Source organism: Mesorhizobium sp. L2C066B000 (assembly GCF_000502335.1).
GTDB lineage: Bacteria > Pseudomonadota > Alphaproteobacteria > Rhizobiales > Rhizobiaceae > Mesorhizobium.
Window position 1 is genome coordinate 20448 of the sequence record NZ_AYWZ01000003.1, and the last position, 12868, is coordinate 33315.

Consider the following 12868-nt stretch of genomic DNA (forward strand, 5'->3'; position numbering starts at 1 on the left):
AGATTTTTGTCTAAAGTCTTTGTTTTGATGCATGTCGTTGTCCCAGAACCGCGCACACTTCTGGGCGACATGCATTTAAGCGGCGTCTTTTGCACGGTCGAGGCTGATGCCGATGTCCTTCAAGGCCTCGGCCACGGCCTCGTCCAGCGGGGTGTGCGGGACTTCGCCGATGATGCCTTCCAGCCGGTCGGACACGAGCCGGTGCGGTTCGAAGCGCAGATAGGACATCGAGACGATCTCGCGCCACATCGCCACGAACGGGCTGCCGGCGCGCAGCACCCACCAAGGCATGAAGGTCAGTTTCAGCGGACGTCCCAACGCTTTCTCGGCCGCGGCCTTTATGTCCATGTCGGTGACGGCGTGGCCGGGGAAGTTGAGCGCCTCAAAGAAGCCGAGCTTGCCCTGATTACGCGCCAGGCCGACGAAGCCGATGCCGAAGTCCGGCAAATAGGCCCATTCGTGCACGAGGTTGGCAGGGCCAGGCGCGGTGTAGACGCCCTTGCTCATCTTGGCGGCGACGACGAGGTCGAACCATGATCCGCTGCCGGTGCCGCCGAAGAAATCGCCGGCGCGCAGGATGATGGTGCGGACGCGGCCGGCATCGGCCTCGCGGCGAAACAGCGCTTCCATGGCGCAGCGGATGCGGCCCTTCTCGGTCGTCGGACGGAATGGCGTGTCTTCGGTGACCACTTCAGGCATGGGCGAGCCGTAATTGTAGACAGTGCCGGGGAAAAGATGCAGCGCGCCATTGGCATGGCAGGCGGCCATGACGTTCTCCGCCATCGGCAGACACTTGCCCCAGTCGGTGTAGATCGGGTTGAGGGCGTTGAAGATGATGTCGACGCCTTGCGTGGCGCGGATCAGCGCCTCGCGGTCGAGCGCATCGCCGGCGACGGCGGTGGCGCCCTTGAGTTCGGCTGGGACCTTGCCGCTGCGGGTGACGGCGCGGACGTCGAAACCGGCGTCGATGAAGGCCTTGCCAACCACGCGGCCGAGCCGGCCATTGGCGCCTAGAATTGCGATCTTGGTCATTTTCTTCTCCGTGTCTGTGTTTGCACGGCGAATATGATGCCTCCATATGCGAATGAAAATTGACTAGGGATGCAGCTTTGTTATTCATAATTGAATGGAAGATATCGACTGGAACCTGATCAAGAGTTTCGTCAGCGTGGCGGAGACCGGCAGCCTGTCGGCCGCGGCGCGCAAACTGTCGGCCAGCCAACCGACGCTCGGGCGTCACATCGGTGAGCTCGAACAGGCGTTGGGCGTCACCTTGTTCCGCCGCGGGCGGCGCGGCTATGCTCTGACGGAAGCAGGCGCCACGCTGTTCGAACGCGGCAAGGGGGTGAGCGAGCAGGCGAGCGCGTTCTCACTACTGGCATTGGGCTCGGTCGAGGCGATCGAAGGCACGGTGCGCATTGCCGCCAGCGAGGTGGTGGCGGCCTATGTGCTGCCGAAGATGACGGCGCGGCTCGGCATCGAGGAGCCCGGCATCGAGGTCGAGATCGTCGCCTCGAACCAGGTCGAGAACCTGCTGCGAAGGGATGCCGACATCGCCATCCGCATGGTCAAGCCGGCGCAGAACGAGCTGACGGCGCGCAAGGTCTGCGATATCAAGCTCTGCTGCTGCGCGGCGAAATCGTATCTCGACCAGCACGGCCGCCCGCTCAAGCCCGCCGATCTTCTCGACCACCCGCTGATCGGCTTCGACCGCAGCGACGAGATGATCCGGGGCTTTACCCAGGCCGGCATCCCCGTCACCCGAAGCAGCTTCCGCTTCAGGGCCGACAACCAGATCGTTCTGTGGGAAGCGCTGCGGGCGGGAAACGGCGTCGGTCTCGGCCAGGAGCCGCTGGCCGACAGCGACCCCTTGCTGGAGAAACTCCTGCCCGGCCTGCCATTGCCCAGCCTGCCGGTGTGGCTGGCCATGCATCGCGACGTGCGCACCAGCGTGCGCATCCGCCGCGTCGCGGATTTCCTCTATGAGGAGCTGAAGCGCTATTCGGCGGGGGCGGCCGCGAATTCGGCGCGGTGAGCGAGCCCGGCCATCAACAGCACGACGATCAGCAGCGCCGACATGGCGACGAAGATCGGGCCGAAGCTCGAATGCTCGGCGACGAAGCCGATCGCCGACGGCGCCACCAATATGCCGGAATAGCCCATGGTGGTGACGACGCTCATGCCGGTGCCCGACGACATGCCTTCCTGATTGCCGCCGGCCGAGAAGATGATCGGCACCATGTTGGCGATGCCGAAGCCGCAGAGGGCAAAAGCGGCGATGGCGATCCAGGGCGAGGGCGACAGGCCGGCGACCAGCATGCCGGCGGCGGCCACGATGGCCGAACCGCGCAGCGTCGCCACCGCGCCGAAGCGGTTGCGCACGCCGTCGCCGAAAAAGCGCATGACAGCCATGACGCCGGAGAAGGCGGCGTAGGCAAGGCCGGCGATGGCGAGGTCGGCGCCGAGCTCCTGCCGGAGATAAAGCGCTGCCCAGTCGAGCACGGCGCCCTCGGAAATCATCGTCAGCAGCGCCATCAGCCCGACAAGATAGACCAGCGGGTTGGCCGGCAGCGTTAATCTGTGATGCTCGGCGGCCTGCGGCTTGTCCTCGGCGATGAGGTAGCCGACCGCCACGGCAATGACGGCAAAAGCTATGACCGTGACCACAGCCGCATGGGCGAGGTGGCCGTAAGTCTGGATGGCGTAACCGCCCAGACCGCCACCGGCGAAACCGCCGAGGCTCCAGAAGCCGTGCGAGGACGACATGATGGCGCGGGACAGCCGGCGCTCGACCACCACGGCATTGGCGTTCATGGCGACATCCATGCCGCCGATCGAGCCGCCGAAGATGATCATGGCGATCGACGCCAGCGGCACGTTGGGCGCCAGCGCCACGATCAGCAGGCCGAGGCTGCCGCACAGGCCGAACCAGCGCAACACGGTGCGCGAGCCATGCCTGGAGATCAGATGGCCGCACCAGCTCATGGCCGCGACCGCGCCGACGCCGAACAGAAGGATCAGCAGGCCGAGGGTGAATTTCGAGATGTCGAGCCGGGTCAGGAACACCGGAATCTGCGGCGCCCAGCTGCCGGTCAGGAAGCCGTTGGCGAGGAAGATCGCTGCTACGGCCCATCGCCCCTGAAGGGCGCTCTGCATGGTGTTTTGCGCGTTCATGGCCCGAATCCGGTCAAAGAATGGCTTTGCGCGGCAAATTAGATCGATTCAATTTCTCGTCAAGCGCTTGGCTGCGAAAAGCTTGTGGGCCACATCTAAGGGGAAACCGTTAGGCAGCGTTCCTTCGCGCCCCCCTCTGTCCTGCCGGACATCTCCCCTACAAGTGGGGAGATTGGCGGCTTCGGCGCCTCGCTTATTCTTGCACCGCTGGCGATTGGCTAGAGCCTGCGTGACGGCCAATCTCCCCCCAAGTGGGGGAGATGTCCGGCAGGACAGAGGGGGGCGCTGTCCCGCCGACGTCAATCCTGTGAACCGCGCGCTACCTCAGTGATCCCTCGGCCGTCTTGCCTCGAACTCCGCTTTCTTGGCGTCCGAAGCCTCGGTCTGGTTCAGCGCCTGCCATTGCGCATAGGGCATGCCGTAGACGATTTCGCGCGACTGATCCTTGCCGAGATCGACGCCCTCAGCCTCGGCCGCTTCGCGATACCAGTTCGACAGGCAGTTGCGGCAGAAGCCGGCGAGGTTCATCAGGTCGATGTTTTGCACATCGCTGCGCTCGCGCAGATGATCGACCAGCCGGCGGAAGGCCGCGGCCTCGAAATCGCGTTTCTGGTCATCGCTGAGTTCGGTCATTGCCTTGGATCCTCACAGCGGCCCGGTGCGCGAGCCGAACATCTTCACCTGATGTATATCGGGACGGCGGTCGATGGCGTCAACGATCGGCGCCAGCCGTTCCGCCCAGGCCAGCGCCCCCTTGCGGTCTGATATCAGGTCCTGGCGGATCTCGATCAGCGCATGGGCAAAGCCGTTGACGATGGCGTGCTTGAACATGGTGTCGCCGCGCAACGCGCCGTCATAGGGTTCATTGTCGCCAACGACGAGGTTTTTATCCTGCGCCAGCATGTCGATCAGCGGCCGCGCCACGCGGTCGTCGAGGTCCCACAATATGCCGACATGCCAAGGGCGGATGAAGCCCTGCATGACACGGGTGAAGGAGTGTACGGAGAAGATGAACGGCGCTTTGCCTGAGGCGTGCGCCACCGACGCGATCATGGCGCCGACCGCGTCCTGATAAGGCCGGTAGAAGCCGTCGAGCCGCCTTTCGCGTTCTTGCGGCGCCATAGGGTAGTTTCCCGGCACGACAGTGCCGTCATAGAGCTGGCGGATCAGCGTCGGGTCGTCCTCGCCGCGATTGGGATCGATCAGCAGCCGCGAAAAATTGGCGATCACCGCCGGCACGTCGAGCGCTGCGGCCAGTTCGCGCGTCACCGTCTCGACACCGATGTCGTAGGCGATATGGCGATCGAGTTCCGCCGCCGGCAGGCCTAGACTGCCATACTCCTCCGGCAGGTCGCGGCGGGCATGGTCGGCGACAAGCACGATGCCTCGCTTGCGGTCGCCTTCGACGATATCGAAAGGCGCGAAAACTGTGGATCGGGTCATTGGCTGGAAAGGTCTGTTCGCTGGCTTCCGGGGAGGGTGGTATCGTCATTCCCACGAAGAGGACTGTTGCGCAATGCCGTTGTTTGGCCACGGTTTCTGCGAAAATCCTGTGACGCGCGGCAGATCGCGTGTCGGGGGCCTTTCTAAATCGATTGGAATTGGACAGAACGGCGCGTTGACATGCGCCCGGACTTTTCCGAAAAGGGGCGTTGAGAGATGCAGATGACGTTATTGAGGGGTTTCGGGATGGGTTCCGCCGGCAGGCCGCGTGCGCGCACCGCCTTTGCCGTGCCGCTCCTGACCCTGACGCTAGGGCTCACCGCGCTGGTCGCGGCTTCGCCTGCCCGCGCCGATTTCCGCGTCTGCAACGCCACGCAGAACCTGGTCGGCGTTGGCATCGGCTACCGCGCCAAGGCAGGCTGGATCACCGAGGGGTGGTGGCACATCGAAGGATCGAGCTGCAAGACGCTGATCGAAGGTCCGCTGTCATCGAGGTTTTACTATCTTTATGCAGAAGACGCCGAGCGCGGCGGGCGCTGGGATGGCCCGATCAACATGTGCGTGGCTGAAAAAGAGTTCAAGATCGCAGGCGTTACCGATTGCGTCGCCCGGGGCTTCCAGCGCGCCGGATTCCAGGAATATGACACGGGCGAGCAGGCAAGCTGGATGGTCCAGCTGACCGATGAGTCCACAACGGGAGGCGCTCCAGCCGCCCCGGGAACAAACAGTCAATGAGACGTAGCCGCAAGGTCAAGATCCTCGCCACCATCGGTCCTGCCTCCTCGTCCGAGGAGATGCTGCAGAAGCTGTTCGAAGCCGGCGCCGATGTCTTCCGCATCAATATGAGCCACACCGATCACGAGCTGATGCGCACGCTGGTCGGCCGCATCCGCGCGGTCGAGGAAAAGGTCGGCCGTCCGATCGGCATCCTGGCCGATTTGCAGGGACCGAAGCTGCGCGTCGGCAAGTTCGCCAACGGCAAGGAGGTTCTGACGCCGGGCCAGACCTTCACCCTCGACAACAATCCCGAGCCCGGCACGTCGACCCGGGTCTACCTGCCGCATCCCGAAATCCTGAGCTCGGTCGAGGCCGGCCACCGTCTGTTGATCGATGACGGCAAGCTGGAGCTCAGGGCGGTGAAGAGCGACGGCAAGTCTATCACCTGCACCGTCGTCGCCGGCACCACCATTTCCGACAAGAAGGGCGTCAGCCTGCCCGACACCGACCTGCCGGTCGGTGCGCTGACCGAAAAGGACCGCAAGGACCTCGATGCGGTGCTGGCGGAAAGCGTCGACTGGGTGGCGCTGTCCTTCGTGCAGCGGCCGGAGGATTTGGCGGAAGCCCGCAAGATCGCGCGCGGCCGGGCACTGATCATGGCCAAGATTGAAAAGCCGCAGGCCGTCGCCCGGCTGGCCGAAATCATCGAACTCTCCGACGCGCTGATGGTCGCCCGCGGCGATCTCGGTGTGGAAATGCCGCTGGAAGCGGTGCCCGGCATCCAGAAGCAGATCACGCGCGCCGCGCGCCGCGCCGGCAAGCCGGTGGTGGTCGCCACGCAGATGCTGGAATCGATGATCACCGCGCCGGTGCCGACCCGCGCCGAGGTGTCCGACGTGTCGATCGCCGTGTTCGAGGGCGCCGACGCAATCATGCTTTCAGCCGAATCCGCTGCCGGCGCCTATCCGGTCGAGGCGGTGGCGATGATGAACCGCATCGCCACCAAGGTCGAAACCGACCCGACCTATGCCGGCATCATCAACGCGCAGCGCTCGGAACCGGAAGCAACCGGCGCCGACGCCATTTCGCTCGCCGCCCGCGAGATTGCGGAGACGCTGAAACTGTCGGCGATCATCACCTATACGGCGTCGGGCACCACGGGCCTGCGCGCCGCGCGCGAGCGGCCGCAAGTGCCGATCATCGCGCTGTCGCCGATCCTCAACACGGCGCGGCGGCTGTCGCTCTTGTGGGGCACGCATTGCGTCGTCTCGCCCGACGCCAGCGACCTCGACGACATGGTCGACCGCGCCTGCCGCATCGCTTTCGAAGAGGGGTTCGGTCAGCCGGGCGACCGCGTCATCATCACGGCGGGCGTGCCGCTGAGGACGCCGGGTTCGACCAACATGCTGCGCATCGCCTATGTCGGGTCGGACGTGCAGGCCACCCGCAACATAGGTTGACAGAGGCTTCAACTCATCACAGTTCGCAGCGCTCTTGCCGCACCTTCGGCGTGATCGATACGCTGAAGGAAGCGGTGTGCGCGAGGAACGGGGTCGTGCAGGTACTGGTCCGGACCCAGCATCTTTCGCCGGTTGAGTTCGACTGTGTCGAGCAGATCGAAATCGACCGTGGCGATCGTGCAGTGCCACCCGGGATTGCGCGACGCCCAGCCCCTCTTGTGGTGTTCCAAAAGCCGCTCGCGGGCTGAATAGCCGTGGTAGTCGAACGCGATCACGCCGTTCGTCGCGTAAATATGGTTCCCGGAAAAGCCCTCGCCAGGAATGATCCGTTCGCCGTAAAAGCCGTCCAGAGGAGGACGCTCGAGAAAGGCGCCGGCAAGAATGGCGCACGCGCCATAGCCGAAGAAGATGCGGTCCGGCAACGCCCATCGCTTCTCCGGGTTTCTCTTGATGCCGTGTTTCAGGACATAAATTGCGATCAGGTCGGGGCCAGTTCCGCGTCGGGCACCGTAATGTCGGGGCACTGTGCATCGTTGTAGGCATCGCCGGCGATGCGTGCTTCCACGGTTTTTGCCATTGCCTGCAGGTCGACGACCTTGCCGGCGACTTTCTCGATCGCGCCGACGACGAGGTCGGAGGCGATCCAATCCGGCTTGTGGCCGAGATTGTGGACCCAGATCAGTTCGGCGCCGGGGATGTCCCTGACCAGGCCGACCGAATGGATCGAGGCATAGACCACCTTGTCGCGGTCGCCCGAGATGACGATGGTCGGCGCTGTGATGTCGCGGTAATGCGGCGCGGCCTTCAGCGTATAGTCGTAGAGGCCGGCGACATCGATGGCGTTGGCGCGGAAAGCGCCGGGACGCAGCACCAGCGGAATCGAGGCATTGCCGACATAGCCTTCCGGCACCTTGTTGGGAGAAAACACGCAGGCCGTGGCGCCGTCCATCTGCAGCGTGCCTGCCGGATAGGTCAATGTCTGCGAGAACAGCCAGCCGATGATGGGGGTGGCGGTCAGCTTGTAGTACCAGGCGGTCGCGCCGCCCGGCCAGGGGTGGCTGACCGGCGACAGAAAGACCAGCCCGAGCGTCTTCTCCGGGTGTTCGCGGCCAAAGGCGGCGGTGATCACGCCGCCATAGGAATGGCCGACGATGATCGCATTGTGGATGCCGAGACGGTCCATCAGGCTGGCGATGGTGTCGGCCTGCGCCGACGGGCTCTCATTGTTGCCGGGGCCGCGTGCCGACCAGCCGAAGCCCGGCCGGTCGAGGAAAACCATCTCGGCGCGGCCTTCGAGCAAAGGCCTGATCGGCAGCATCTGATCCCTGAGATTGGCGCTGGCGCCGTGGATGAAGACGATGGCCGGCAGCTCTGCATTTTGCGGAGCCGGCACGTGGACATAGTGGATGCGGGTGCCGTCGATGTCGGCAAATTCGCCGGCCGGCGGGTTGCGCCACTCGATCAGCCACGCGCCGGCCCGGGTGACACCGGCCAGGGCAAAGACGAGCGCGAGGAGCAAAGCACAGGCGGCGTAAATGAGGTTCATGCGCGGAGATACGGGGGTGGAGGGGGATAAGTTCTAGGGAGTAGGGAGTAGGGAGTAGGGAGTAGGGAGTAGGGAGTAGGGAGGTGGCGTCTCGACCAATCTTCTCTACTGACTACTCACTAATCCCTAATTCCTACTGCCTAATCAAATTCCTTCGCCGGCAAGCTCTTCCGAAATTGCCGCGACCTGGTCCTGGGCGCTGCGCATCATCGGGTAGATAGTCAGCACCTTCTGCCAGGCTTCCAGCGCCGATTGCTTGTGGCCGGTGGCGGCCATGATCTGGGCCAGGCCGGAAAGCGCGCCGAAATGGCGTGGTTCCAGCTGCAGCGTCTGGTCGATGTCGGACATCGACTTCCCGAAATTCTTCATCATGTAATGCACGGTGGCGCGCCGGTTCCAGCCTTCGGCATATTTTGGCTGCAGGACGACGACCTGGTCGAGGAAGTCGAGGGCGACGTCGAACTTCTGGTCGTCCATCGCCTTTTGCGACCATTGCATCATCAGGTCGATCGAGGCGCTGCCGGACTGGAACCATTCGCCCCAGATGCGCCCGGCGATGCGCTCGGCCGCCTTTTCGTTGCGCTCGCGCTTCAGCTCGGCAAACAGTTGGTCGAGCCTGGCTTCCCTGGTCAGGGCAACCGGCGGCTTTGCCGGCGGATCGTCCGCCGACGCCGGAGCGACGCCGAAAAGAAACAGGGTCGCCAAAAATGCAAAAAGAATCCGCATCGCCGGAATCTAACCCCGGACGGCGGATCGTCAAACTGAAATTAGCGTGAAAGTGCCTGAAACCAGGCAATTACCATCGTATGGACGGAGGCAACGAGCCTCCGGCCGAACACTCAGCCCTGGCGCGCCTTGTAGCGTGGAGCGGTCTTGTTGATGATGTAGACGCGGCCCTTGCGGCGAACCAGCTGGTTGTCGCGGTGACGCGCCTTCAGCGCCTTGAGCGAATTCTTGATCTTCATGGTCTTGCCCGTCGGTCTGGGCCCTGTCCGGGCCGAATTATTAAGGCGCGCCTGAAAAGCGCGCCTTTGAACTTGCGGTGGCTCATAAACGAGGAGCCTTGCCCGTGTCAACCGCAAGCGTGCTGGATAGAGGCCGAGAATGGCTTTGGCCATCAAATATCCGCCATCTCGGCTCCACGCCATTGCGCGGCCGAAGGCGGGCTGGAATGGTGCGGCACCCGCAAGCCGATTTGGAGACCTCTATGCGCCTGTTGTTTGTGTCCGCGAGCCTTGCCGTTATGGCAGCCGCCTCCATCGCGCAGGCGCAGGAATGCGACCGCAACGACGACAGCCAGCAGATGATGAACATCTGCGCCGGCGAGGACTATCGGGCCGCCGATGCCAAGCTCAACCAGGCCTACAAGGATCTCGTCGGTCGCAACGACGACAAGGGCAGGAAGCTGCTGCAGGTCGCGCAACGCGCCTGGATCGCCTTCCGCGACGCCGAATGCGCCTATACGACGACAGACAGCGAAGGCGGCTCCATCCATCCGATGGAGGTTTCACAATGCCTGACCGAACTGACGGACCAGCGCATCAAACAGCTCACCGCGGGCGCCAATTGTAGGGAAGGCGATGCGAGTTGCGCCAGCCCCGACGAGGACGGGGATCTGAACGACGAGCTGCAATAGGCTCGAGCCACGCCCTCGCGCAAAGTGCCGGAATGGCTTAGCTACGGCGGCTGATGCGCGTGAAATGGCCCATCTTGCGGCCTGGGCGCGCTTCCGCCTTGCCGTAGAGATGCAGCATCAGATCGGGCTCGGCGAGCAAAGCGGGTACGCGCAGCACATCGTCGCCGATCAGGTTTTCCATGATGCAGTTTGAATGCCGGCCAGGGTTGCCCAGCGGCAGGCCGGCAATGGCGCGGATATGCTGCTCGAATTGCGAAACGATGCAGGCGGCTTCCGTCCAGTGGCCGGAATTGTGCACGCGCGGCGCCATTTCGTTGGCCAGCAGCGTGCCATCGGCAAGAACGAAGAACTCGACGCCGATGACGCCGACATAGTCGAGGGCCGACAGGATTTTCGCCGCCGCGGCCTGTGCCGTTGCCGCCGTCTCCAGCCTGATCTGGGCCGGCAGGGTCGAGGTATGCAGGATGCCGTCGCGGTGGACGTTCTCAGCCGGATCGTAGGCGGCGACCGCGCCGTCCAACCCGCGCGCGGCGATGACCGAGATTTCGCGCTCGAAAGCGACGAAGGATTCGAGGATCAGCGGCACATTGCCCATGGTCTCGCATGTGCCGGCAAAGCCGCCCGTCTCCATGTTGCGGAAGACGCGCTGGCCCTTGCCGTCATAGCCCATGCGGCGGGTTTTCAAGATGCCGCTGCCACCGAACTCTCTCAGCGCCGCCGTTAGCTCGTCGTCATTGTCGACGGAGCGGAAATCCGCTGTCCTGATGCCGATGCCGTTCAGGAATAGCTTCTCCGCCACCCGGTCCTGGGCGATTTCCAACGCCCTGGGCGGCGGATAGACCGGGACCTTGGCGGCGAGCGCGCCGGCAGCCGCTACCGGCACATTCTCGAATTCGTAGGTGACGACGGCGCTGACTGCCGCCAGTTCGGCAAGGGCGTCCGCATCGTCATAGGCGGCGGTGATCTGGCGGTTGGCGACCTGAGCCGCCGGGCAATCGGCCTGCGGTTCGAGGATAATTGTGCGGTAGCCGAGGCGCGCTGCGGCAACAGCCAGCATGCGGCCGAGCTGGCCGCCGCCGATGATGCCGATGCTCGATCCCGCGGGCAGGCTCACGGCGCGTCCGTCGGTTCGGTGGCGACCCTGGCGGTTTGGGCGGTACGCCATGCATCCAGGCGGGCGGCAAGTTCTTCGTCGTTCAGCGCCAGCACGGCGGCCGCCAGAAGGGCGGCGTTGGCCGCACCCGCCTTGCCGATGGCAAGCGTGCCGACCGGAATGCCGGCCGGCATCTGGACGATGGAGAGCAGCGAATCCTGGCCGGACAGCGCCTTCGATTCGACCGGCACGCCGAACACCGGCAGCGGCGTCATCGCCGCCGTCATGCCGGGCAGGTGGGCGGCGCCGCCGGCGCCGGCGATGATCACCTTGTAGCCGGCCGCCTTGGCGCCCTTGGCGAAATCATAGAGCCGGTCCGGGGTGCGGTGGGCGGAGACGATCAGCCGCTTGTGCGGAATGCCCAGCGCCTCCAGCGTTTCGGCGGCGTGGCGCATCGTCGCCCAGTCGGACTGGCTGCCCATGATGATGGCGACGTCGGCGCGGTGGTCGGTCAAGCGCATGCTCCCGGCGGTAAAGGCGCGCCTTAGCGGAATTCGGGCTGGCCCGCAAGGATGGCGGCCGCCGCAGCCTAGTCCGGCCAGCGCAGGGCGCCGGATGAATCCTTTCGCGGCTGTCTCATCGCATCCGCCGGCCTGTCGGCCGCGGTGAGCACGGCGCGGAGGCGTTCGGCGACGATCTCGGCCTCGCCTGGGTGCAGGTTGCAGGGGTCGAGAAAGAAATGGCCACGCTCGACCTCGTGGTTGCGCACGATGATGGGCGGCGATCCGGCCGCCAATGCCGAGGCGAGGCCGGCGGCACTGAAGCGGCTTTCGGGGGAGACGAAGATCTGCAGCCGGTCGAGCGGATTGGCGGTCGGGTCGGGAATGATGTTTGCGACGATGCCGGGTATTCCCTGCAGCGAATCCCTCCATAGATTGAGCGCCGCTTCCTCGCGCTGGCGGATGCCGGCATGGTCGCGCTTTTCCCAGGCTTCGAGCGCCGCCATCGTGCCGGCGATGCTTTCCTTGCCAACCTTCATGGCGCGGGCGACGCCGCGGTTTTGCAGATAGGCGGCGCGGACGAGATCCTTGCGGCCGGCGACGATGCCGCTGGTTGGCCCCGAAAGGAATTTGTGGCCGCTGTAGACGACGATGTCGGCTCCGCGGGCCAGGAAGCTGCGCAGATCATATTCGGAAGCCGCATCGACGATCACCGGCACGCCCCTGGCGTGGCAGATATCGCAGAATTCCTCGAGGGAAAGCATGCCGTATTGCACGGTGTGGTGCGCCACGACGTAGAGCGCCGCCGCGGTGCGCTCATTGATCGCCTCGCGCACGTGATAATCCTGGGTGACGCTGACCGTACCCGCCGAAATGACCTTGGCGCCGGCAACGCGGATCGACTGGTCGATCGGCGCGCCGTAATTGACGATATGGCCGAGCTGGATGACGACTTCGGACTTCAGCCCCTCGGTATCGTCGGGCAGCCGTTCGATCGCCAGCAAATTGGTGCCGGTCATCGCCCCGGCGATCGCCATGGTGATGCCTGAGGCGCAGCAGGCGGTGATGAAGCCGGCCTCGCCGCCGGTGAGGCGGGCGGTGATCACGCTTGCGGCGCGCTGCAGATCGTCCATCTCCACCCATTGCGAGGCGATCTCGGCCATGGCGCTGATCGCCTCGGGAACGATGATCGAGGCGCCGAGGGTCGTCATCGTGCCGGAGACGTTGATGATCGGCCGCAGTCCCAGCCGTTCACGGATCGTGGTGTTGGAGCCGGTGTCGGAATAGGTTTTCATGTTC

At 64.5% G+C, this 12868-nt stretch carries 15 protein-coding genes; 4 read left to right on the top strand and 11 right to left on the bottom strand.

Features of this window, described 5'->3' with window-relative positions; all coding sequences use genetic code 11:
- Positions 1 to 75: 75 nt before the first annotated feature.
- The gene (locus X733_RS155065; RefSeq protein WP_023818395.1) at positions 76 to 1032 is read right to left on the bottom strand and encodes an SDR family oxidoreductase; all 957 of its coding nucleotides are present in this window, start codon (positions 1030 to 1032) and stop codon (positions 76 to 78) included.
- A gap of 94 nt (positions 1033 to 1126) precedes the next feature.
- Here X733_RS155065 and X733_RS155060 point away from each other — a divergent pair, with 94 nt between their 5' ends.
- Positions 1127 to 2035, top strand: a complete 909-nt coding sequence (locus X733_RS155060) for a LysR family transcriptional regulator (protein WP_023818396.1) — start codon at positions 1127 to 1129, stop codon at positions 2033 to 2035.
- Here X733_RS155060 and X733_RS155055 read toward each other — a convergent pair.
- The 3 genes from X733_RS155055 to X733_RS155045 form a co-directional block, all read right to left on the bottom strand.
- A complete protein-coding gene (locus X733_RS155055) occupies positions 1999 to 3174 on the bottom strand; it encodes an MFS transporter (protein ID WP_023715048.1) in 1176 nt (391 codons plus the stop codon). The genes X733_RS155060 and X733_RS155055 overlap by 37 nt on opposite strands.
- 324 nt (positions 3175 to 3498) lie before the next feature.
- Complete coding sequence (locus X733_RS155050) at positions 3499 to 3807, bottom strand: DUF1244 domain-containing protein (protein ID WP_023673120.1); 309 nt, start codon at positions 3805 to 3807, stop codon at positions 3499 to 3501.
- 12 nt (positions 3808 to 3819) lie between these two features.
- Positions 3820 to 4617, bottom strand: a complete 798-nt coding sequence (locus X733_RS155045) for an N-formylglutamate amidohydrolase (protein ID WP_023818397.1) — start codon at positions 4615 to 4617, stop codon at positions 3820 to 3822.
- A gap of 246 nt (positions 4618 to 4863) precedes the next feature.
- Between X733_RS155045 and X733_RS155040 the strand changes: the two genes are divergently transcribed.
- Positions 4864 to 5352, top strand: coding sequence for a DUF1036 domain-containing protein (locus tag X733_RS155040; RefSeq protein WP_023673118.1), 489 nt, complete (start codon positions 4864 to 4866; stop codon positions 5350 to 5352).
- The gene (pyk, locus tag X733_RS155035) at positions 5349 to 6794 is read left to right on the top strand and encodes a pyruvate kinase (protein ID WP_023673117.1); all 1446 of its coding nucleotides are present in this window, start codon (positions 5349 to 5351) and stop codon (positions 6792 to 6794) included. The genes X733_RS155040 and pyk overlap by 4 nt, the downstream gene beginning before the upstream one ends.
- An 8-nt stretch (positions 6795 to 6802) precedes the next feature.
- On the opposite strand, the gene X733_RS155030 is transcribed toward pyk, so the two are convergent.
- The 4 genes from X733_RS155030 to ykgO form a co-directional block, all read right to left on the bottom strand.
- On the bottom strand, positions 6803 to 7267 hold the full coding sequence (locus X733_RS155030; protein WP_023684034.1) for a hypothetical protein: 465 nt from the start codon (positions 7265 to 7267) through the stop codon (positions 6803 to 6805).
- 5 nt (positions 7268 to 7272) lie between these two features.
- Positions 7273 to 8340, bottom strand: coding sequence for an alpha/beta hydrolase (locus tag X733_RS155025; protein ID WP_023818398.1), 1068 nt, complete (start codon positions 8338 to 8340; stop codon positions 7273 to 7275).
- 144 nt (positions 8341 to 8484) lie between these two features.
- Positions 8485 to 9066, bottom strand: coding sequence for a hypothetical protein (locus X733_RS155020; protein WP_023711628.1), 582 nt, complete (start codon positions 9064 to 9066; stop codon positions 8485 to 8487).
- Between the two features lie 113 nt (positions 9067 to 9179).
- A complete protein-coding gene (gene ykgO / locus X733_RS155015; RefSeq protein ID WP_006327841.1) occupies positions 9180 to 9305 on the bottom strand; it encodes a type B 50S ribosomal protein L36 in 126 nt (41 codons plus the stop codon).
- A gap of 242 nt (positions 9306 to 9547) precedes the next feature.
- On the opposite strand from ykgO, the gene X733_RS155010 reads away from it, so the two are divergent.
- Positions 9548 to 9976: a lysozyme inhibitor LprI family protein gene (locus tag X733_RS155010; protein WP_023684031.1), complete on the top strand. Its 429-nt coding sequence runs from the start codon at positions 9548 to 9550 to the stop codon at positions 9974 to 9976.
- Positions 9977 to 10013: 37 nt separating this feature from the next.
- Here the strand turns inward: X733_RS155010 and X733_RS155005 are convergent, their stop codons facing one another.
- The 3 genes from X733_RS155005 to X733_RS154995 form a co-directional block, all read right to left on the bottom strand.
- On the bottom strand, positions 10014 to 11090 hold the full coding sequence (locus X733_RS155005; protein ID WP_023818399.1) for a 5-(carboxyamino)imidazole ribonucleotide synthase: 1077 nt from the start codon (positions 11088 to 11090) through the stop codon (positions 10014 to 10016).
- Complete coding sequence (gene purE / locus X733_RS155000; protein ID WP_023745755.1) at positions 11087 to 11584, bottom strand: 5-(carboxyamino)imidazole ribonucleotide mutase; 498 nt, start codon at positions 11582 to 11584, stop codon at positions 11087 to 11089. The genes X733_RS155005 and purE overlap by 4 nt, the downstream gene beginning before the upstream one ends.
- A gap of 74 nt (positions 11585 to 11658) precedes the next feature.
- Positions 11659 to 12864, bottom strand: a complete 1206-nt coding sequence (locus X733_RS154995; protein WP_031193193.1) for an aminotransferase class V-fold PLP-dependent enzyme — start codon at positions 12862 to 12864, stop codon at positions 11659 to 11661.
- Between the last annotated feature and the right edge of the window lie 4 nt (positions 12865 to 12868).